Genomic DNA, 20,603 nt, shown 5'->3' with positions numbered 1-20,603 from the left:
CCGGTTCGTGACCACCGGTCCTGGGGCACTATGACCAAGTGGCTTCTGCCAGGTCGCACGAAGGATCCGGCCCGCTCCGCAGGACGGGCCGGACGGTGGGTCATGCCCTGCGCAGCCCGTTCACCGGGACCGCCCGGGGTATCCGGAAGGCGACGCACGCCCACGGCGCGGGCGAGTCCGGTCTCGGCAAGCTGATCGAGCTGCACGCGGTGAACGGCGCGGGCGACGTGATGATCACGATCGCGCTGGCGTCCACGGTGTTCTTCTCCGTACCGACGGACCAGGCACGCGGCCGGGTCGCGCTGTACCTCGCCGTCACCATGGCGCCGTTCATCGTCCTCGCCCCGGTCATCGGCCCGCTCCTGGACCATCTGCCGCACGGCCGCCGCGCCGCGATGGCGGGCTCCATGCTGGCCCGTGCGGTGCTGGCGCTCACCATGTCGGGCGTGGTCGCCACCGGCGGCCTTGAGCTGTACCCGGCGGCCCTGGGCGTGCTGGTCTGCTCGAAGGCGTACGGAGTCGTGCGCAGCGCCGTCGTACCACGGCTGCTGCCACTCCGTTTCTCCCTGGTGAAGGCGAACTCACGGGTCACCCTCGCCGGTCTTCTCGCCACGGGTGCGGCTGCTCCGATCGGGGCGGGGCTCCAGACGATCGGTCCGCCGTGGCCGCTCTACGGCGCGTGCGCGATCTTCGTCGGCGGCGCGGTCCTCGCCTTCACCATGCCGCCCAAGGTGGACTCGGCGAAGGGCGAGCGCAAGGCGCACCTCGTGCACCCGCCCGACGAGGACGCCGTCCGGCCCGACCCGCTCCGCAAGACCGCCAAGCCCGGTGGGACCGCCACGCCCGGGAACGGGAAGAAGCCGGGCAGGTCCAGGGAGAGGAACGGCGAGAAGCGGCCGGGGCTGCGTTCGGTCGGCCCGTCCGTCCTGCACGGGCTCCAGGCCAACGCCGCGCACCGCGCGCTCTCCGGGTTCCTGATCTTCTTCCTGGCGTTCCTGCTGCGCGAGCAGCCGCTCTCCGGCCGGAGCGCCGCGATCTCGCTCGGCATCGTCGGCGTGGCGGCCGGCACGGGCAACGCGCTGGGCACGGCGGTCGGCTCCTGGCTCAGAGCCCGCGGCCCGGAGATCATCATCGCCTCGGTGCTGGGTCTGGCGCTCGGCGTCGCCGTGCTGGCCTCGGCGTTCTTCAGCACGGTCCTGGTCGCCGCGCTCGCGGCCACGGCGGGCTTCACCCAGGCCCTGTCGAAGCTGTCGCTCGACGCGATGATCCAGCGCGACGTGCCGGAGGAGGTGCGCACCTCCGCGTTCGCCCGCTCCGAGACACTGCTCCAGATGGCGTGGGTGGTCGGCGGCGCGATCGGGATCTCGCTCCCCCTCAACGGCGTACTGGGCATGGCGGTCGCCGCGGGCGTCCTCGCGCTCGGTGCGGCGGCCTCCGTACGGGGGCTGCTGGGCGCCGCGCGGCGCGGCTCGCCGCACCCCCGCGTGGCATGAGCCGGAGCGACCGATAGCCTTCGGCCCATGACCGTTGCGTTCTTCTCCGGTAAGGGCCGTCGAATCGGCGTCGCTCTTGGTGCCGTGTCCGCGGGACTCCTTGTCCTCTCCGCCTGCGACAAGCCGACGCCGCTCGCCACCGTGACGGTCGGCGACAACTCGGTGAACACCGAGGCGTCCTGCTACAACGACGGCAAGGCCCTCAAGGAATCCGAGTACAAGAGCTGCCTCAACAAGAAGGCGGAGAAGACCGTCAAGGTCGCGATGGACGACAAGGTCCGCTTCGGCGTCGACCCCGAGGTCGCGGACCACGGCTGGACCCTCTTCATCAACGGTCAGCAGGCCGAGCAGGAGCCGTACAAGAAGACCTACCGGTCCATCCCGGGCAGCGCCTTCTTCTCCAGCCAGACCGGCGAGACCACGAACGAGACGCAGATCAGCATCGTGGAGACCAAGGGCAAGGAGCTGCTGGGCATCTGGCACTTCGAGCTCAAGAAGACCGGCTGACCCCCTCCTGCCGTCCTCGGAGGCTCCCCCCGTGCGTGTGCTCGTCGTGACCGCTGTCCCGGTGGAACGGGACGCGGTCACGCGTGCGTTCGGGGACGGCTCCGAGGTGTCGGTACGCCGGGTGCCGGGCGCGGAGATCCACCGCACCGGCTCCTTCGACGTCCTCGCCGGCGGCGCGGGACCGGCCGCGGCGGCGGCCTCCGCCGCGTTCGCCCTGGTCTCGGACCGCTACGACCTGGTGATCTCGGCGGGCATCGGCGGCGGCTTCGCCGGGGTCGCCCCGGTCGGCTCCCTGGTCGTGGCCGAGCGCATCGCCGCCGCGGACCTGGGCGCCGAGACCCCCGCGGGCTTCGTCCCCGTCACCGGACTCGGCTTCGGCCGCGACCGGCACGACCCGCCCCGCTCCCTGGTCGGCGCGGTGGCCGCCGCGACCGGTGCGGTGACCGGCGACATCCTCACCGTCTCCACCGTGACCGGCGGCGCCGAGCGGGCCGCCGCCCTCCTCGCCGCGCACCCCGGTGCCGTCGCCGAGGCCATGGAGGGGTTCGGGGTCGCGGAGGCGGCCGGCCTGGCCGGCGTGCCCGCCCTGGAGATCAGGGCCGTCTCGAACACCGTCGGCCCCCGCGACCGTGACGCCTGGCGCATCGGCGACGCGCTGGCCGCGCTCACCGACGCGTTCGGGAAGCTCGTACCCGTACTGGAAGGCTGGACGACCCACCATGACCGAGACCACTCCTGACCCGCTGCGCATCGCCTTCTCGCCGTGCCCGAACGACACGTTCGTCTTCGACGCCTGGGCGCACGGCAGGGTCCCCGACGCGCCGGCCCTCGACGTCACCTTCGCGGACATCGACATCACCAACGGCATGGCCGAGCGCGGTGAGCTGGACGTCCTCAAGGTCTCGTACGCGGTGCTGCCCTGGGTCCTCGACGAGTACGCGCTGCTGCCCTGCGGCGGGGCGCTGGGCCGGGGCTGCGGGCCGCTGGTCCTCACCCGGGAGCCGGGCACCGATCTGACGGGCGGGACCGTCGCCGTACCGAGCGAGCGCTCCACCGCCTATCTGCTGTTCCGGCTCTGGGCCGCCGAAGTGCTGCCGGGCGGTGTCGGCGAGATCGTCGTCATGCCGTTCGACGAGATCATGCCGGCGGTGCGGGACGGCAAGGTCGACGCCGGACTCGTCATCCACGAGGCGCGCTTCACGTACCAGAACTACGGTCTGCACAACCTGGCCGACATGGGCCGCCACTGGGAGGACACGACCGGCCTCCCGATCCCGCTCGGCGCGATCATCGCGAAGCGCTCGCTGGGCGCGGACACCCTGAAGCGGCTCGCCGAGTCGGTGCGCGCGTCGGTACGGATGGCATGGGACGACCCGCGGGCCTCGCGCCCGTACGTGCTGGAGCACGCGCAGGAGATGGACCCGTCCGTCGCCGACCAGCACATCGGCCTGTACGTGAACGAGTTCACCGCCGACCTCGGCGAGGACGGCTACGCGGCGATCCGCGGCCTGCTGACCCGTGCCGCGGCCGAGGGACTGGTACCGGCACTCGGGCCGGACGCGCTCTCGTTCGTCTGAGCGCCCGCCGGGCGGCCCGCGTTTCCACCGGCCGGGAAACGACGAAGGCAAGGAGAGAACACTCTCCTTGCCTTTTTCAAGTTATAGCGCCCCGGGGGGCTTGCCGCAAGACCCCCATAACGGCGCAGAATCGTCGGCCTGTGCCACAACCTGTGGAAACGGGAAGAGGTGAGGTATCGCGATGACCGAGCAGTACGTGCGGGATCTTCAAGAGATCGACGCGACGCGGACCGGGGCCGTCGGCGGCAAGGGCGCGCACCTGGGCGAGCTGTCGCGGATCGGGGACATCCGGGTGCCGGGTGGCTTCTGTGTGACGACGCACGCCTTCCGGCGGATCATGGCGGAAGCTCCGTCGGTCGAGGATCAGCTCGATCAGCTGTCCCGCCTGGACCCGGACGACCGGGAGGCGGTCCGCACGCTCAGCGCGCGGATCCGCCGGACCGTCGAAGAGGTCGCCGTCCCGGGCGACCTCGCGGCGGCGGTCACCCACGCGCTCGGCGGGCTGGGCGACCGGGCCGCCTGCGCCGTCCGGTCCAGCGCGACGGCGGAGGACCTGCCGACGGCCTCCTTCGCCGGCCAGCAGGACACGTACCTGAACGTCGTGGGGCCGGCGGCGGTCCTCCGGCACATCAGCCGCTGCTGGGCCTCGCTGTTCACCGAGCGGGCCGTGACCTACCGCCGGCGCAACGGCATCGACCACCGCACGGTCCACATGGCCGTGGTCGTGCAGCGGATGGTCTTCCCGCGGGCCGCCGGCGTCCTGTTCACGGCCGACCCCGTCACGGGCGACCGGAAGGCCGCCACCGTGGACGCCGGCTTCGGCCTCGGCGAGGCCTTGGTCTCCGGCCTGGTGAACCCGGACGTCTTCACGGTGCGAGACGGCGAGGTCGTCGCCAAGGTGATCGCCGTCAAACAGCGTGCCCTGTACGCCCGGCCGGCCGGCGGTACGCGGGAGGTGGCGGTCGACCCGCGCCGGCAGGAGCAGCCGGCGCTGACGGATGCGCAGGCCGTACGGCTCGTGGAGCTCGGGCGGCGGATCGAAGCGCACTTCGGCAGCCCGCAGGACATCGAATGGTGCCTGGACGACGACGGCTTCCAGATCGTTCAGAGCCGGCCGATCACCACCCTGTTCCCCGTCCCCGAGACCGTCCCCGGGACCAGTGACCAGGACAATCACGTCTACGTGTCCGTCGGTCACCAGCAGATGATGACCGACCCCATGCGGCCCCTGGGGCTGTCCATGTGGCAGCTGACGGCCATGGTGCCGATGCACGAGGCCGGCGGGAGGCTGTTCGTCGACGTCACCGGGCGCCTGGCCTCGCCCGCGGGCCGCGCCGCCCTCCTGGACGTCATGGGGCGAGGCGATCCGCTGGTCAGGGACGCGCTGGAAACCGTCCTGGACCGCGACGGTTTCGTCCCGTCGCTCCCGGACGCGGCTCCCGGCGGCCGGCCGGCCGGCGGTGCGTCCGCCCCGGCCGAGCCCGATCCGGCCATCGTCGACGAGCTGATCGAGCGCAGCCGGGTGTCCGTCGCCGCCCTGGAGCGCGACATCCGGACGAAGACCGGACCGGCGCTGTTCGACTTCCTGCTGGAGGCCTTCGAGGAGCACAAGCGGGTCCTCGGTGATCCGCTGAACTTCCGGGCGATCATGGCGGGGATGGAGGCCACGTGGTGGCTCAACGACAAGCTGCTGGAGTGGCTGGGCGAGAAGAACGCGGCTGACACGCTCACGCTGTCCGCCCCCGGCAACATCACGTCGGAGATGGGGCTGGCGCTGCTCGACGTCGCGGACGTGATCCGCCCGCATCCGGAGGTGGTGGCGTTCCTCCGGGGCGTCGAGCACACCGGGGACGAGGACTTCCTCGACGAGCTGGCGAAGCTCGCGGGCGGGACCGGGGCGCGCGACGCCATCGAGTCCTACCTCGACCGGTACGGCATGCGCTGCGTCGGGGAGATCGACATCACGAGGCCGCGTTGGCGCGAGCGTCCCGGCACGCTCGTGCCCGTGATCCTCGACAACGTCAGGATCTTCGGGCCGGGCGCGGCCGAGCGGCGCTTCGAGCAGGGGCGGCAAAAGGCGCGGGAGAAGGAACAGGACGTGCTGTCCCGCTTGCGGGCCCTGCCGGACGGGGACCGGAAGGCCGACGAGACCAAGCGGATGACCGACCGGGTCAGAGCCTTCATCGGCTACCGGGAGTACCCGAAGTACGGCATCGTCAGCCGCTACTCCGTCTACAAACGGGCTCTGCTGGCGGAGGCCGGGCGCCTCGTGCGGGCCGGAGTGCTTCCTGAGGAGGAGGACGTCTTCTACCTCACGTTCCAGGAGTTCCACGACGCCGTGCGCTCGAACCGGGTGGATGACCGGCTCGTCAGGCGGCGCAAGGACGCGTTCCGCTCGTACCACGCGCTGACACCGCCCCGGGTGCTGACGTCGGACGGTGAGGCCCTCACCGGGGCGTACCGGCGCGACGACGTGCCGGCCGGCGCCCTGGTCGGGCTGCCGGTCTCCGCCGGGACCGTCGAGGGCCGGGCCCGCGTCATCCTCGACATGGCGGAGGCGGACCTCGAAGCGGGCGACATCCTGGTCACGACCTTCACGGACCCCAGCTGGTCGCCGCTGTTCGTCGGGATCGCGGGTCTGGTGACGGAGGTGGGCGGCCTGATGACCCATGGCGCGGTGATCGCCCGTGAGTACGGGCTGCCGGCCGTCGTGGGCGTGGAGCGGGCCACCCGGCTGATCCGGGACGGGCAGCGGATCCGCGTGCACGGAACCGACGGGTACATCGAGATCCTGCCCTGACCGGGTGTCCCGCCCGTGCGGGACACCCGGGCGGGGACGTCCCGCACGTCGGGCTACACGTCGAGCTGGTCCGCGACCGCGCGCAGCAGGCCGGCGATCTTGGCGCCCGCCGCCTTGTCGGGGTAGCGGCCGCGCTCCAGCAGCGGGGTGATGTTCTCCAGCACGGTCGTCAGATCCTGCACGATCGACGCCAGCTCGTCCGGCTTGCGGCGCTGGGCGGCCGCGACGGACGGGGTCGGGTCGAGGACCTCCACGGACAGCGCCTGGTCACCACGTTGTCCGGCGACCACGCCGAACTCCACGCGCTGGCCGGGCTTGAGTACGTCGACTCCGGTGGGGAGCACGGACGAGTGCACGAAGACGTCGCTGCCGTCGTCGCGGGAGAGGAAGCCGAAGCCCTTCTCGCTGTTGAACCACTTGACCTTGCCAGTCGGCAAAGCACGCACCCCATCTCAACCCGTATGCCGGAACAAAGCCTCAGCAGGTCAGGCCGTCCAGTGGTCGTGCTCCCCTGCTGGCAGAAGCCTCCACAGGTGAAGTACCCCTCGTCAAGCATGGTCATCCGGACTGGTGTCCTGAAAGAACTACTCTGACCGTGTGAGTACTTCTCCTTCTGGCGCAGGCGACCTGCTGGTCCGGCTCGGCGCGATCGTCTTCTTCGTCGGCGCGGTGGCGACGCTGGTCACCATGGCCCCGTTGTTCCTCGGCACCGAGCCGTTCCCGTCCCTCGCGTACGCGGTGTGCATGCTGATGGGCGTGGGGTTCCTGATCGCCGCGGCGGGCGTCGTCCGGTCGGCCCTGGCAGCCGCGCCGAAGCAGTAGGACACGGGGTTCTACGCCGCGTACCCGTTCAGCCAGACGGGGAACTCCGTCAGCGACGACAGCACCACGTCCGCTCCCGCGTCCCGCAGCTCGGCCTCGTCGCACGGGCCCGTCGTCACGCCCACCGACACCGCGTCCGCGGCCCGTGCGCCGCGTACGTCACCGGTGTGGTCGCCCACGTACACCCCTGCTCCGTGCTCCCGCAGCGCCTGCGCCTTCGCCTCGGCCCACAGGCCGCCGACGAGCACGTCGGGCTCGATCCCCAGGTGCGCGAGGTGCAGCTTCGCGCTCGGCTCGTACTTGGCGGTGACCACCATCGTCCGGCCGCCCAGCTCGCGGATCGCCTCGACCGACTCCCGTGCGCCGGGCATGGCGAGCGACGGGCCGATCGCGTGTGTGGGATAGATCTCGCGGTAGCGGCCGGCCACCGCGGCCACCTCCGCGGCCGGGAACCAGTTCGCCAGCTCGTCCTCCAGCGGCGGGCCCAGCCGGCTCACCACCAGGTCGATGTCGATCGCGGCCCCCGTCTCGGCGGCGAGCACCACGTAGGCGGCCCTGATGCCGGGCCGGGAGTCGATGAGCGTCATGTCCAGGTCGAAGCCGACCGTCAGTGTGTGCGAAGCCATGACTGCCATTGTGTGCGAAGCCCACGGCTGCCGGTGCGCCGAGCGCTCACGGACCCCGGCACACCCCCGTGAGGCCGTACCCGGGCGGTGCTTAGACTTAGCCAAGCCTTACTTTGCTTCGCTTTTCGATTGGGTCCGATGTCAGCCGCCGCACCACGCCGCTCCAGACGCGCTCTCATGACGGCGGCGGCCGTCCTGGCGCTGCTGCTGGCCGTACTGCTCAGCCTCGCCGTGGGAGCACGCTCCATCGCCCCGTCGGCCGTCCTGGACGCCCTGCTGCACGGCGGTCACTCCGACGCCGCCGAGGTCATCCGGAACATGCGGGTCCCCCGCACGCTGATCGGGCTGATGGTCGGCGCCGCCCTCGCCCTCGCCGGCACGGTGCTCCAGGGCATCACCCGTAACCCCATCGCCGACCCCGGCATCCTCGGCATCAGCCAGGGCGCCTCGGTCGGGGTGGTGCTGGCCATCGCCTACGCGGGCGTCCACACGCTCACCGGCTACGTCTGGTTCGCCTTCGCGGGGGCGGCGATCGCCTCCGTCGCGGTGTACGCCATCGCCTCCAGCGGACGCGGCGGCGCCACCCCGGTGAAACTCGCCCTCGGCGGCGCCGCGATCAACGCGCTGCTGGTGTCGGTGACCATGGCCGTACTGACGACGAAGGCGTCCGCGCTGGACGAGTTCCGGTTCTGGCAGGTCGGCTCGATCGCCGGACGCGAGGCCGAGGTCGCCCAGCAGATCTGGCCGTTCCTGCTGGTGGGGACGGTGCTGGTGCTCTCGGTCGCCCGCGGGCTCGATGCGCTGGCGCTCGGCGAGGACATGGCCAAGGGGCTCGGGCAGAAGATCGCGACGGTACGGATCGTCGGCGGTATCGGCGCCACCGTGCTCACCGGCGTCGGTGTCGCGGCGGCCGGGCCGATCGCGTTCATCGGCCTCGCCGTCCCGCACATCGCCCGCGCGATCGTCGGCAGCGACCACCGCTGGGTGCTCCCGATGGCCGCCCTGATCGGACCCGTGATGCTGCTCGTCTCCGATGTGATCGGCCGGATCGTCTTCCCGCCGAGCGAGATCCCGGCCGGGGTGATGACGGCACTGATCGGCGTGCCGTTCCTGGTCACGCTGGTACGCCGGAAGGCGGTGCCCGCATGAGCGCCACCACGGCCGCTGTGCGGCCCGCCGGGTACAGCGTCATACGGATCGGGGCACGCGGCCGGTTCCTGCTGCACCGCCGGGCCGCGGTCGCCGCCACCGTGCTCGTCGCGGTACTGGCCGTCGTCTGCGTCGCGTACCTCTGCGTCGGCGAGAGCTTCGTCGCGCCCGGCGAGGTGCTGAAGGTGGTCCTGGGCCGGCCGTCCGCCGACGAACTCGTCGTCGGCACGCTGCGGCTGCCGCGCATGGTCGTCGGGCTGCTCGTCGGCCTCGCCTTCGGCGTCGCCGGCGCGCTGATCCAGACCGTGGCCCGCAACCCGCTCGCCAGCCCGGACATCATCGGCATCAGCCAGGGCGCGAGCGCGCTCACGGTCGGGGCGATGACGTTCGGCGTCACCTCGTACACCGTCCTGCCGTACCTGTCGGTGATCGGCGGGGTCGCGGCCGCCGCGCTCGTCTACCTCTTCGCCTGGCGCGGCGGGCTGCACGCCACCCGCTTCGTCCTGATCGGCATCGGCTTCGCCATCGCCCTGCGCTCGGTCACCACCCTGTTCCTGACCAAGGGCGACTACCTCGTCGCCCAGCAGGCGCAGATCTGGATGACCGGCTCGCTCAACGGCCGCGGCTACGACGAGGCCGCGCCCATCGGCCTGACCCTGCTGGTCCTGCTGCCCGCCGTCCTGTGGGCCGCCCGCGCCCAGCGCACCGTGACCATGGACGACGACACGGCGACCGCGCTCGGGGTCCGGCTGGGCCGGGTACGGCTGGGGCTCGTCGCACTCGGCGTGATCCTGGCGTCGGTGGCCACGGGGACGGCCGGACCGGTCGACTTCGTCGCCCTGCTGGCCCCGCAGATCGCCCGCCGGATGACCCGGACCGCGCAGATCCCGCTGCTCTGTTCGGCGCTGCTCGGCGCGGTGATCGTCGTCTTCGCGGACCTGCTGGCCCGCAGGCTCTTCTCACCCACCGAACTCCCGGTGGGCGTCCTGACGGCGGCGGTCGGCGCCCCGTACCTGATCTGGCTGATCATCCGCGGTCACGGTGGCCGCCGAGGAGGCAACGCATGACCGAGACCCGGCAGCAGGACGCCGTGACCAGCCGGCTGACGGTGCGCGAGCTGACCCTCGCGTACGAGGACCGCACCGTCGTCCACGAGCTGGACCTCGCCGTCCCCGACGGCCGGGTGACGGTCATCGTCGGGCCGAACGCCTGCGGCAAGTCGACGACCCTGCGCGCGCTGGGCCGCCTCCTCAAGCCGCGCGGCGGGGCGGTGCTGCTGGACGGCACCGAGCTGTCGAAGATCCCCACGAAGAAGATCGCCCAGTCGATCGGGCTGCTCCCGCAGACCCCGGTGGCCCCCGAGGCGATCACCGTCTCCGACCTGGTGGCCCGCGGCCGCCAGCCCCACCAGCACTGGTGGCAGCAGTGGTCCCAGGAGGACGAGCGGGCGGTGACGGACGCCATGGAGCGCACCGACATCACCGCGCTCGGCACCCGGTCGGTGGACGAGCTCTCCGGCGGGCAGCGCCAGCGGGTGTGGATCGCGATGGCACTCGCCCAGGAGACCGATCTGCTGCTCCTCGACGAGCCGACCACCTACCTCGACATCGCCCACCAGGTGGAGGTCCTCGACCTGGTGCGCCGGCTCGCCGCCCCGGCGGCCGACGGCAGCCGCGGCCGGACCGTGGTGACAGTGCTCCACGACCTCAACCAGGCCGCCCGGTACGCCGACCACCTGGTCGCCATGAAGGCGGGCCGGATCGTCGCCGAGGGCCGCCCCGAGGACGTCGTCACCGCCGAACTCGTCCGTGAGGTCTTCGGCCTGGAGGCGGTGATCGTCCCCGACCCGGTGACGGGTTCGCCGCTCGTCGTGCCGGGGGCGCCCTGGCAGCCCGCACGGGCTTCCTGACCCCGGATTCCGCACCCCACCTACGAAAGGCAATCCATGGCCACCTCCGTCCGCCGCCGTGGCCTCACCCTCGGCGCGCTCGCCCTGACCGGTGCGCTCGCACTCTCCGCCTGCGGCTCCTCGGACTCCGGCGGCAAGAGCGGCGGCGCCTCACCGGCCGGCGGCACCCACACCGTCAGGACGGCGATGGGTGACGTGAAGGTCCCCGTGCACCCGAAGCGCGTCGTGGTCCTGGACACCGGCGAGCTGGACTCCGCGCTCACCCTCGGCGTGCAGCCCGTCGGCGGGACGCACTCGGCGACCGAGGACGGCTTCCCCGCCTATCTGCCGGCGGAGAAGACGAAGAACATCAAGGAGGTCGGTGAGATCGCCAACCCCAGCATGGAGACCGTCGCCTCCCTGAAGCCGGACCTGATCCTCACCAGCAAGGTCCGCGACGGCGACCGCTACGAGCAGCTCAGCGCGATCGCCCCGACCGTGATGACGGAGTCCACCGGATCGGCCTGGAAGGAGAACTTCCAGGTCCACGCGGAGGCGCTCGGCAAGCAGGCCGAGGCCGAGAAGGTCATCGCCGCGTACGACGCCCACGTCGCGAAGGTGACCGAGGCGATCGGCGGCAGGAAGAAGGCGGCGGCCACCGACGTCAACTTCGTACGCTTCGTCGAGGGCGCGGACATCCGCATCTACGGCAAGCAGAACTACATCGGCTCGATCCTCGCCGACCTCGGCATGGGCCGCCCCGCCATCACGGACAAGGCCAAGGACGGCTTCTCGTACGACGTGTCGCCCGAGAAGATCGACCTCGCGGACGCGGACGCCGTCTTCACCTCGACGTACGGCGACCCGGACAAGGCCGGCACGACCCGCACGATGAGGAGCGGGCTGTGGAAGGGGCTGAAGGCCTCCAGGAACGGCAAGGTCTTCAAGGTCGACGACCGGCTGTGGATCGCGGGCATCGGCTACACCGCCGCGGACCTGATCCTCGACGAGTTCCGGACGAAGATGACCGGCTGACGAGGCCTTACGGACCGGGCCCGGCCCGGCCGTGACAGCCCGGCCGACACGACACGACCCGGCCGTCACGCACGCGGCTTCCGCGCCCGCCACACCAGGTAGAGCGCGGAGGCCACGGCCGCACCGCGCAGCACCCACGGCCAGGTCTGGCCGATCTCGGGGGCCATCCGGCCGTCCCCGATGGGCGTCCCCCACCGGCCGTCCATCCGGCCCCACAGCCAGACGAGGGCGCCCGCCGCGACCATCCCGGGCAGCCCCATCACCACCCATTTCGCCTCCGCGCGGGACAGCTTGCGGGAGCTGTACGCGAGGGCCCAGCCGCCCGCCAGGGCCAGCAGGGCCTGCGGGGAGTCCATCACCGCGCCGGCCACCAGCAGGGCGGCGGCGAACAGCAGCGCGGGGTGCGAGAAGCCGCGGGGCGCCCCGCCCTCGCCGTCCCGGGCGCGGCGCAGCCTGGGCCGCCACCGCCGCCGGGGGGCCGCCGTCTCCTCGTACTCCTCCTCGCCGTCGCCGTCCTCCCACTCCTCCTCCGGCTCCCCGGACTCCTCGTCCTCCTCCGGCACCGGTGGCCGCAGCACCGCGGGGATCTCCACGCCGCCCCGGAACCCGGCCACCGCGGTTCCCTCGCCGAACTCGCCGAACGGGCCCGGTTCGACGCGCCACCAGTCCGTCTCGCTCCCGGACGGCCCGAGCTCGTCCGTGCCCGCCCGGTGCGGCGAGGACGCCCCGCCGTCGAACGGAGCCGCGGCCGGCGCCTCCGACGCGCCCTGGCCCGAACTGTCTTTCCGGCCGTCCTTGCGGCCTTCCCCGCGGCTGCCCTTACGGAGCTTCGTCCTGCGCGGCCGGGGGACCCCGGGCGGCTTCGCGGGGCCCGGATCCGGCTCCGGCGGCTGCGGCAGCGGCACCGATCCGTCGGCCGACGAGGCCGCCGCCGCGACCAGTTCGTCGGGGGTGCCGAGCTTCCCGATGATGCGGCGCACCGCCGCGGGCGTGTCCGCGGCCTGCTTCACACGCTGCCGGTCGATCTCGCCCCGCAGCGCCGAAACGAGCCTCATCCGGGCGCCCGAGGACAGCTGTTGCTGCTGTGCCATGTCCCCGACCCGGCTCAAGTAGTCGTAGACCAGCTGATCGCTCTCGATCCCCACGCGATGGTTCCCCTCTACCGCCCTGCACCGACGGTAGCGCCCTCGGGCCCGTCCGGAGCGACTACCGTGGGACGGATGGGGATGACCACACCACCGCGGACGCTGGCCGAGGCTCTGCGCGCCCGGGACGACGAGTCGTTGGCCGGGCTGCTGCGCGCCCGGCCCGATCTCCTCAACCCCGTGCCGAACGACATCACCCAGCTCGCGACGCGGGCCGGCACCCGTGCCTCCGTCGTCCGCGCGCTGGAACACCTCGACCGGTTCGCCCTGCAGACCGCCGAAGCACTCGCGGTCGCACCCGATCCCGCTCCTTACGACACCCTCCTCGCCCTGCTCACCGGCGACGGCCGGGACGACGGCGAACATCACGGCGACGCGGGCGCCGCCATCGTCGACGCGCTGCCCGGGGCCCTCACCACCCTGCGCGAACAGGCCCTCGTCTGGGGCGAGGACGAACGGCTGCACCTGGTGCGGACCGCCCGCGAACTCCTCGCGCCGTCGCCGCAGCACCCCTCCCCCACCGGCCTGGGCCCGACCGTCGCGGAGGCCACCGCCGGCATGTCGCCCGGCCGGCTCCAGGAGATCCTCACCGCGGCCGGGCTGCCCGCCACCTACGACCCGGTCTCCGCGGTGACCGCGCTGGCCGCGCTCTTCACCGACCGGGCCCGGATGGGCGAACTCCTCGACACCGCCCCCGTGGAGGCGCTGTCGGTGCTCGACCGGCTGGTCTGGGGCCCGCCGTACGGCGAGGTCACCCCGAATCCCACCCCGCCCGTGAAGTGGCTGCGCGACCGCGGGCTGCTGCTGCCCGTGTCGACCCGCACCGTCGTGCTGCCGCGCGAGGCCGCGCTGCACCTGCGGGCCGGGCGTGCCCACCGGGTGCCCGAACCGCGGCCGCCCGCCGTGACCGCGGCCGCCGAACGCGATCCACAGGCTGTGGACAGTGCGGCGGCCGGCCAGGCGTTCCTGTCGGTGTCCACCGTCGAGGAGCTCCTGAAGAACTGGAACGGCGGCGGCCCCGCCATACTGCGGGCCGGCGGCCTCAGCGTCCGCGAACTGAGGAAGACCGCGGCGGTCCTCGACGTGTCGGAGCCCGTCGCCGCGTTCTGGATCGAACTCGCCCACGCGGCGGGGCTGCTGGCCTCCGACGGCGAGACCGACGAGCGGTACGCGCCGACCCCCGCGTACGACGACTGGACCGAACTCCCCGCCGAGGACCGCTGGGTGCGCCTCGCCGCCGCCTGGCTCGCCGCCACCCGCACCCCGGGACTGGTGGGCGGCCAGGACGCCAAGGGCCGCGCCCTGTCAGCCCTCGGCCCCGACCTGGACCGCTCCGCCGCCCCCGAGGTCCGCCACCGCGTGCTGGCCCTGCTCGCCGCGCTGCCCCCGGGCACCGCCCCGGACCCGGAGACCCTGCTCGCCCGGCTCCGCTGGGAGCGCCCGCTGCGCGGCGCCTCCGCGTCCGCCGGGGACACCACCGACCTGCGGTCCCGGATCGCCCTGTGGACGCTGAACGAGTCCGAGCTCCTCGGCATCACCGGCCGCGGCGCCCTCGCCTCGCAGTCCCGCGCCCTGCTGACCACCGGCCCCGCCGAGGCCGCCGCCCGGCTGGCCCCGCTCATCCCGGAGCCGCTGGACCACGTCCTGCTCCAGGCCGACCTGACCGCCGTCGCGCCCGGCCCGCTGGAACGCCCGCTCGCGGACATGCTCGCCGCGGTCGCGGACATCGAGTCGAAGGGCGGCGCGACGGTCTACCGGTTCACGCCCGGGTCCGTACGGCGCGCCCTGGACGCCGGACAGTCCGCCGCCGACCTGCACGCCTTCCTCGCCGCACACAGCCGTACGCCGGTGCCGCAGCCGCTGAGCTACCTCATCGACGACGTCGCCCGCCGCCACGGCCATCTGCGGATCGGCGCCGCGTCCGCGTACGTGCGCTGCGACGACGAGGCCGTCCTCAACGAGATCCTCGCCGACAAGCGCTCGGCGACCCTGCGGCTGCGCCGGCTCGCCCCCACGGCCCTGGCCGCCCAGATCGACCCGGCGTCCCTGCTCGACGGCCTGCGCGAGATGGGCTACGCGCCCGCCGCGGAATCCGCCGACGGCGACGTCCTGATCACCCGCGCGGGCGCCCGCCGCACCCCGCCCCGCTCGGCCCCCGTCCCCGTACCCGAGGGCCCACCGCTCCCCGACCCCACCCTGCTGGGCGCGGCGGTCCGGGCGATCCGGGCCGGTGACACGGCCGCCACGGTCGTCCACAAGGACACCGGCCCCTCGGCGCCCGGGGACGCGCTGCCCCGTACGACCTCGGCCGAGACCCTGGTCACCGTCCAGGCCGCGGCGATGACGGGCTCCGCGATCTGGATCGGCTACGTGAACGCGGAGGGCGCCGCCAGCCAGCGCGTGATCGCCCCGGTCCGCGTCGAGGGCGGCTACGTCACGGCGTACGACCACACGGCGGACGAGGTCCGCACGTACCCCCTGCACCGCATCACGGGAGTGGCGGAACTGGCGGACGAGGGGCCCTGACGGTCCGGGGTCCCGGGGCGCGGGTTCCTTGGTGCGGGGTTCCGTCCTCAAGCGCCGGACGGGCTGGGTTTGTGCGGGTGCCCCGCGAGGCGGCGCTCCGCCCGGTGGGTGGGGGTCCGGTGCCCCTCCGGGGCGTCTCCTCAAACGGCGAACGTGCGGCAGGAACGGACAGGCGCCCGGGTATCTGTTCGTCGTCCTGCGGGGACTCCCCTGCACGGCCCCGGACCCGGCCGTCCCGCGTCTGCGGCAGTCGTAATACCGGTGTGCAGACGCGTGTGATGCAGGGGTGGGGACGTGCAGGGGAGTCCCCGCAGGAAGTGGCGTACGACCCGGGTCCCCCGCGGACCCGGGTGAACACGCCATTTCTGAGGAGACGCCCCGGAGGGGCACCACCCCCCACCCACCGGGCAGGCACACCCGGCGGGGCACCCGACGCCACCCAAGCCCGTCCGGCGCTTGAGGACGGAACCCCGCACCAAGGAACCCCGCACCGAACAGCCGCACACCGGACCCGCACCGCATGCGGCACACTGGACGTTTGGCCGGTACACGGCCACCCCGCAGTAGAAAGGGCCGAAGCGCGTGACCGGACCCCTCATCGTCCAGAGCGACAAGACGCTGCTCCTGGAAGTCGACCACGAGCAGGCCGACGCCTGCCGCCGTGTGATCGCGCCCTTCGCGGAACTGGAGCGCGCGCCCGAGCACATCCACACCTACCGCCTGACCCCGCTCGGGCTGTGGAACGCGCGGGCCGCGGGACACGACGCCGAGCAGGTCGTCGACGCGCTCGTGAAGTACTCGCGCTACCCCGTACCGCACGCGCTGCTCGTCGACATCGCCGAGACGATGGGCCGGTACGGCCGCCTCACGCTCTCCAAGCACCCGGTCCACGGACTGGTGCTGACCTCCACCGACCGGCCCGTCCTGGAGGAGATCCTCCGGTCGAAGAAGGTCCAGCCGCTGGTCGGCGCCAGGATCGACCCCGACACGGTGGCCGTGCACCCCTCCGAGCGCGGGCAGGTCAAGCAGACGCTGCTGAAGCTGGGCTGGCCCGCCGAGGACCTCGCCGGTTACGTGGACGGCGAGGCGCACCCGATCGAGCTGGACGAGAGCGGCTGGGCGCTGCGGCCCTACCAGCAGCAGGCCGTCGAGGGGTTCTGGCACGGCGGCTCGGGAGTCGTGGTGCTGCCCTGCGGCGCGGGCAAGACGCTGGTCGGCGCCGGTGCCATGGCGCAGGCCAAGGCGACCACGCTGATCCTGGTCACCAACACCGTCTCCGCCCGGCAGTGGAAGCACGAGCTGGTGAAGCGGACCTCGCTGACCGAGGAGGAGATCGGCGAGTACAGCGGTACCCGCAAGGAGATCCGGCCGGTCACCATCGCCACGTACCAGGTGCTCACGACCCGCAGGAAGGGCGTCTACGCGCACCTGGAGCTGTTCGACTCCCGCGACTGGGGTCTGGTGATCTACGACGAGGTGCACCTGCTGCCCGCGCCGGTCTTCAAGTTCACCGCCGATCTTCAGGCGCGGCGCCGGCTGGGGCTCACGGCCACGCTGGTCAGGGAGGACGGGCGCGAGTCGGACGTCTTCTCGCTGATCGGGCCCAAGCGGTTCGACGCCCCGTGGAAGGAGATCGAGGCGCAGGGCTACATCGCGCCCGCCGACTGTGTCGAGGTACGGGTCAATCTGACGGACAGCGAGCGGCTCGCGTACGCGACCGCCGAGGCCGAGGAGAAGTACCGGTACTGCGCCACGACCGCGACCAAGCGGAAGGTCACCGAGGCGCTGGTGCGCAAGCACAAGGGCGAGCAGACCCTGGTCATCGGGCAGTACATCGACCAGCTCGACGAGCTGGGTGAGCATCTGGACGCCCCGGTGATCAAGGGCGAGACGAGCAACGCCCAGCGGGAGAAGCTCTTCGAGGCCTTCCGTCAGGGCGAGCTGAGCGTTCTGGTCGTGTCGAAGGTGGCGAACTTCTCCATCGACCTGCCGGAGGCCACCGTCGCGATCCAGGTGTCCGGCACGTTCGGTTCGCGTCAGGAGGAGGCCCAGCGGCTGGGCCGGGTGCTGCGGCCGAAGGCGGACGGGCACGAGGCGCGGTTCTACTCGGTGGTCGCCCGCGACACGATCGACCAGGACTTCGCGGCCCACCGCCAGCGGTTCCTGGCCGAGCAGGGGTACGCGTACCGGATCGTGGACGCCGACGAGCTGCTGACGGACAACTGAGGCAACGGGCGGTCAGCGCGTGCGGCGGACGCCCGCCTCCTCCGCGTACTCGCCGAGGACGACGACGCCGAACGCGGTCCGTACGAAGATCCCGGCGGCGCGCAGGATGTCACCGGCGCGGTGACTGTAGTGGTGACCGGTGGCCGCGGTCGCGCCGTGCGCGGGGCCGGTCTTTCGCGGGTTCAGGGTGACGGTGCTCATGTATTCCATGGTGCTCCGCCCGGCCGGTATCGGCGTCGGCCCGCAGGGGGAAGGGGACGGCGCCGCGTCTACCCCTGTGGTCTCATGCCGTCCCCTACGGGGTGGACCCCGCGGTCGTACTCCGGTATTCGTTCGCGCCCGGCCCGGCCCGTCGATACAATCGCCGGTCTGCCCGCCTCCCGCACCGTGGTACCGGCAGCCCGGAAGGGCTCGCGCCGGCAGCCGGGGGAGCGCCGCCGACCGGACGGAAACCGGCCGACATCGTACGTACGCCGTCGTGCGTACCAGTGATCGATCCCCGAGCGGACCGCATCGCCCCCGGTCCACCGGCCGGGGACGGGGTGTGGTCCGCCGTCCTGCGTTGAATGCCGGAGGCAACACCGTGCCCGCGCACGTACACGAAAGCGACACCACCACCGACCCCCTCGCTCATGAGCGCGCCCATCTCGCCGCCTCGCGCGCCGCGCTGCGCGCCATGCGGGAGGACGCCCAGGCCCTGAACATCCGCGATGTCACGGCGAACTGGGTGAACGCCGCAGTGCTGCAGGCTCAGATCACCGACCGCATCAAGTCGCTCGCCGACCTCGCCCACACCCCGCTCTTCTTCGGACGGCTGGACTACCTCCACGTGGTCGGCGCGGAGAAGGCCGAGGGCGCGGAGGGCGAGCAGTTCTACATCGGGCGCCGCCACGTCCACGACGCCGGCGGCGATCCGATGGTGATCGACTGGCGGGCGCCGGTCTCCCAGCCGTTCTACCGGGCGTCCCGCAACGACCCGCTCGACGTCGGCCGGCGGCGCCGCTTCGGCTACACCGGCGGCGAGCTGACCGCGTACGAGGACGAGCACCTCACCGACCGGACCGAGACCGCGCGGACCAGCAGGCTGCTCCAGGCGGAGATCGAGCGGCCGCGTGTCGGCCCGATGCGGGACATCGTCGCGACGATCCAGCCGGAGCAGGACGAGATCGTCCGCAGCGAGCTGGGCGGCTCGGTCTGTGTGCAGGGCGGTCCCGGCACCGGGAAGACCGCGGTCGGCCTGCACCGGGTCGCGTATCTGCTGTACGCGCACCGGGACCGGCTGGCCCGCACCGGGACGCTGGTCATCGGGCCGAACCGGTCCTTCCTGCACTACATCGAGCAGGTGCTGCCGGCCCTCGGCGAGCTGGAGGTGAAGCAGGCGACCGTCGACGACCTGGTGACGGCGCACGTCGAGGTCCGGGGCACGGACGAGGCGCGGGCCGCCGTCGTGAAGGGCGATGCCCGGATGGCGGAGGTGCTGCGGCGGGCGATCCGTTCGCACGTGACGCCGCCGACGGAGCCGGTGATGGTGGTGCGCGGTTCCCGGCGCTGGCGGGTGCCCGCGTACGAGATCGAGGAGATGGTCGACGAGCTGCTGGCCCGCGACATGCGGTACGGCGCGGCGCACGAGGCCCTTCCGCAGCGCATCGCCCATGCCGTGCTCGTACGGATGGAGGAGGCGGGCGAGGCGCCGGACGACCGGGTGCAGAACGCGGTGGCGCGCACCCCTGCGGTGAAGGCGGCGGTGAAGGCGGTCTGGCCCGCGGTCGAGCCGTCGAAGCTGGTGCTGCGACTGCTGTCCGACCCGGAGTTCCTGGCCGCCCAGGCGGACGGGCTGCTGACCGAGGACGAGCAGAAGACGATCCTGTGGACCAAGCCGCCCCGCAGTGTGAAGTCCGCGAAGTGGTCGGCGGCGGACGCGGTGCTGATCGACGAGGCGATGGACCTGGTGGCGCGCACCCACTCGCTGGGCCATGTCGTGATCGACGAGGCGCAGGACCTCTCCCCCATGCAGTACCGGGCGGTGGGCCGGCGCTGCTCGACCGGTTCGGCCACGGTCCTCGGCGATCTGGCGCAGGGCACGACGCCGTGGTCGACGCAGAGCTGGGCCCAGGCGCTGCACCACCTGGGCAAGTCGGACGCGGTGGTGGAGGAGCTGACGGCGGGCTTCCGCGTGCCGCGCGAGGTGATCGCGTACGCGTCCCGGCTGCTGCCGGTGATCTCGCCGGACCTGACCCCGGTCGAGTCGGTGCGTGAGTCGCCCGGCTCGCTGTCCGTACGGGAGGTGGGGGCCGCGACCACCGGCGCGCTGGACGCGGCGGTGGTCGCGGCCTGCGAGGAGTCGCTGGAGCAGGAGGGCTCGACCGGCCTGATCGCCGCCGACGCCCGCATCCCCGCGCTGGCGGCCGCCCTGTCGGCGGCGGGCCGCGCCTACCTCTCCCCCGGCCAGGAGACGACCGCCGAGTCCCGGCTGACCCTGGTCCCGGCGTCCCTGGCGAAGGGCCTTGAGTACGACTACGTGGTGCTGGACGAACCGGCGGCGCTGGTCGACGGCGAGCCCGACGAACGAACGGGCCTGCGCCGCCTGTACGTGGCCCTGACCCGAGCGGTGTCGGGCCTGATCGTGGTGCACTCCGCAGACCTCCCGGACCAGCTCCGGGCTCCTTGACCCCCTCCGGGCGGGGCTCCTTGAGCCCCTCCGGGCGCCCAGTCAAGCCCCTCCGGCGATTGAGGAGCGGGGGTCCGGGGGCGGACTCGGGGGTGAACCAGCGGGTGGGGGTGGGCGCGATCTGAGCGCCCATACCGTCGG

At 72.7% G+C, this 20,603-nt stretch carries 17 protein-coding genes; 13 read left to right on the top strand and 4 right to left on the bottom strand.

Features of this window, described 5'->3' with window-relative positions; translation table 11 throughout:
• Positions 1-38 precede the first annotated feature (38 nt).
• The 5 genes from AB0I52_RS20960 to rph all read left to right on the top strand — a co-directional run bounded on the left by AB0I52_RS20960 (position 39) and on the right by rph (position 6,377).
• A complete protein-coding gene (locus tag AB0I52_RS20960; protein WP_363074660.1) occupies positions 39-1,493 on the top strand; it encodes an MFS transporter in 1,455 nt (484 codons plus the stop codon).
• A 27-nt stretch (positions 1,494-1,520) separates the two neighbouring features.
• Positions 1,521-2,000 carry a DUF2771 domain-containing protein gene (locus AB0I52_RS20955; RefSeq protein ID WP_363074658.1) on the top strand — a complete coding sequence of 160 codons (480 nt, stop codon included), beginning with the start codon at positions 1,521-1,523 and terminating at the stop codon, positions 1,998-2,000.
• Between the two features lie 31 nt (positions 2,001-2,031).
• Positions 2,032-2,739 (top strand): futalosine hydrolase, encoded by a 708-nt coding sequence (locus tag AB0I52_RS20950; protein WP_363074656.1) that lies wholly within the window; start codon positions 2,032-2,034, stop codon positions 2,737-2,739.
• Complete coding sequence (locus AB0I52_RS20945; RefSeq protein ID WP_363074654.1) at positions 2,720-3,577, top strand: 1,4-dihydroxy-6-naphthoate synthase; 858 nt, start codon at positions 2,720-2,722, stop codon at positions 3,575-3,577. Before AB0I52_RS20950 ends, AB0I52_RS20945 begins: the two co-directional genes overlap by 20 nt.
• Before the next feature lie 181 nt (positions 3,578-3,758).
• On the top strand, positions 3,759-6,377 hold the full coding sequence (rph, locus tag AB0I52_RS20940) for a rifamycin-inactivating phosphotransferase (protein ID WP_363074652.1): 2,619 nt from the start codon (positions 3,759-3,761) through the stop codon (positions 6,375-6,377).
• Positions 6,378-6,430: 53 nt separating this feature from the next.
• Here the strand turns inward: rph and AB0I52_RS20935 are convergent, their stop codons facing one another.
• On the bottom strand, positions 6,431-6,814 hold the full coding sequence (locus tag AB0I52_RS20935) for a cold-shock protein (RefSeq protein WP_363074650.1): 384 nt from the start codon (positions 6,812-6,814) through the stop codon (positions 6,431-6,433).
• Between the two features lie 160 nt (positions 6,815-6,974).
• Here AB0I52_RS20935 and AB0I52_RS20930 point away from each other — a divergent pair, with 160 nt between their 5' ends.
• Positions 6,975-7,199: a hypothetical protein gene (locus AB0I52_RS20930; protein ID WP_363074648.1), complete on the top strand. Its 225-nt coding sequence runs from the start codon at positions 6,975-6,977 to the stop codon at positions 7,197-7,199.
• Between the two features lie 11 nt (positions 7,200-7,210).
• Here the strand turns inward: AB0I52_RS20930 and AB0I52_RS20925 are convergent, their stop codons facing one another.
• Entirely contained in the window at positions 7,211-7,825 is a 615-nt protein-coding gene (locus AB0I52_RS20925; protein WP_363074646.1) for an HAD family hydrolase, read from the bottom strand.
• Positions 7,826-7,963: 138 nt separating this feature from the next.
• On the opposite strand from AB0I52_RS20925, the gene AB0I52_RS20920 reads away from it, so the two are divergent.
• From AB0I52_RS20920 to AB0I52_RS20905, 4 genes are read left to right on the top strand one after another with little or no spacing between them, the layout of a single operon-like run.
• Positions 7,964-8,974 carry an iron ABC transporter permease gene (locus AB0I52_RS20920; RefSeq protein ID WP_363074644.1) on the top strand — a complete coding sequence of 337 codons (1,011 nt, stop codon included), beginning with the start codon at positions 7,964-7,966 and terminating at the stop codon, positions 8,972-8,974.
• Positions 8,971-10,041 (top strand): iron chelate uptake ABC transporter family permease subunit, encoded by a 1,071-nt coding sequence (locus tag AB0I52_RS20915; RefSeq protein WP_363074642.1) that lies wholly within the window; start codon positions 8,971-8,973, stop codon positions 10,039-10,041. The genes AB0I52_RS20920 and AB0I52_RS20915 overlap by 4 nt, the downstream gene beginning before the upstream one ends.
• Positions 10,038-10,883 (top strand): ABC transporter ATP-binding protein, encoded by an 846-nt coding sequence (locus AB0I52_RS20910; protein ID WP_363074640.1) that lies wholly within the window; start codon positions 10,038-10,040, stop codon positions 10,881-10,883. The genes AB0I52_RS20915 and AB0I52_RS20910 overlap by 4 nt, the downstream gene beginning before the upstream one ends.
• A 36-nt stretch (positions 10,884-10,919) precedes the next feature.
• Positions 10,920-11,897: an iron-siderophore ABC transporter substrate-binding protein gene (locus AB0I52_RS20905; RefSeq protein WP_363074638.1), complete on the top strand. Its 978-nt coding sequence runs from the start codon at positions 10,920-10,922 to the stop codon at positions 11,895-11,897.
• A 65-nt stretch (positions 11,898-11,962) separates the two neighbouring features.
• Here AB0I52_RS20905 and AB0I52_RS20900 read toward each other — a convergent pair whose 3' ends face one another.
• Complete coding sequence (locus AB0I52_RS20900; RefSeq protein ID WP_363074636.1) at positions 11,963-13,042, bottom strand: hypothetical protein; 1,080 nt, start codon at positions 13,040-13,042, stop codon at positions 11,963-11,965.
• 75 nt (positions 13,043-13,117) lie between these two features.
• Between AB0I52_RS20900 and AB0I52_RS20895 the strand changes: the two genes are divergently transcribed.
• Positions 13,118-15,568, top strand: a complete 2,451-nt coding sequence (locus AB0I52_RS20895; RefSeq protein ID WP_363074634.1) for a helicase C-terminal domain-containing protein — start codon at positions 13,118-13,120, stop codon at positions 15,566-15,568.
• A gap of 582 nt (positions 15,569-16,150) precedes the next feature.
• Positions 16,151-17,794: a DNA repair helicase XPB gene (locus AB0I52_RS20890; RefSeq protein ID WP_363074632.1), complete on the top strand. Its 1,644-nt coding sequence runs from the start codon at positions 16,151-16,153 to the stop codon at positions 17,792-17,794.
• 12 nt (positions 17,795-17,806) lie between these two features.
• Here AB0I52_RS20890 and AB0I52_RS20885 read toward each other — a convergent pair whose 3' ends face one another.
• Positions 17,807-17,995, bottom strand: coding sequence for a hypothetical protein (locus tag AB0I52_RS20885; protein ID WP_363074630.1), 189 nt, complete (start codon positions 17,993-17,995; stop codon positions 17,807-17,809).
• A 382-nt stretch (positions 17,996-18,377) separates the two neighbouring features.
• Here AB0I52_RS20885 and AB0I52_RS20880 point away from each other — a divergent pair, with 382 nt between their 5' ends.
• The gene (locus AB0I52_RS20880) at positions 18,378-20,462 is read left to right on the top strand and encodes an ATP-binding domain-containing protein (protein WP_363074628.1); all 2,085 of its coding nucleotides are present in this window, start codon (positions 18,378-18,380) and stop codon (positions 20,460-20,462) included.
• Positions 20,463-20,603: the final 141 nt, after the last annotated feature.

This window comes from Streptomyces sp. NPDC050423, assembly GCF_040655445.1.
In the GTDB taxonomy this organism is placed as follows: Bacteria; Actinomycetota; Actinomycetes; order Streptomycetales; family Streptomycetaceae; genus Streptomyces.
The sequence above is the reverse complement of the archived record's forward strand: the minus strand, read 5'-3'. Positions and strand labels throughout refer to the sequence as shown.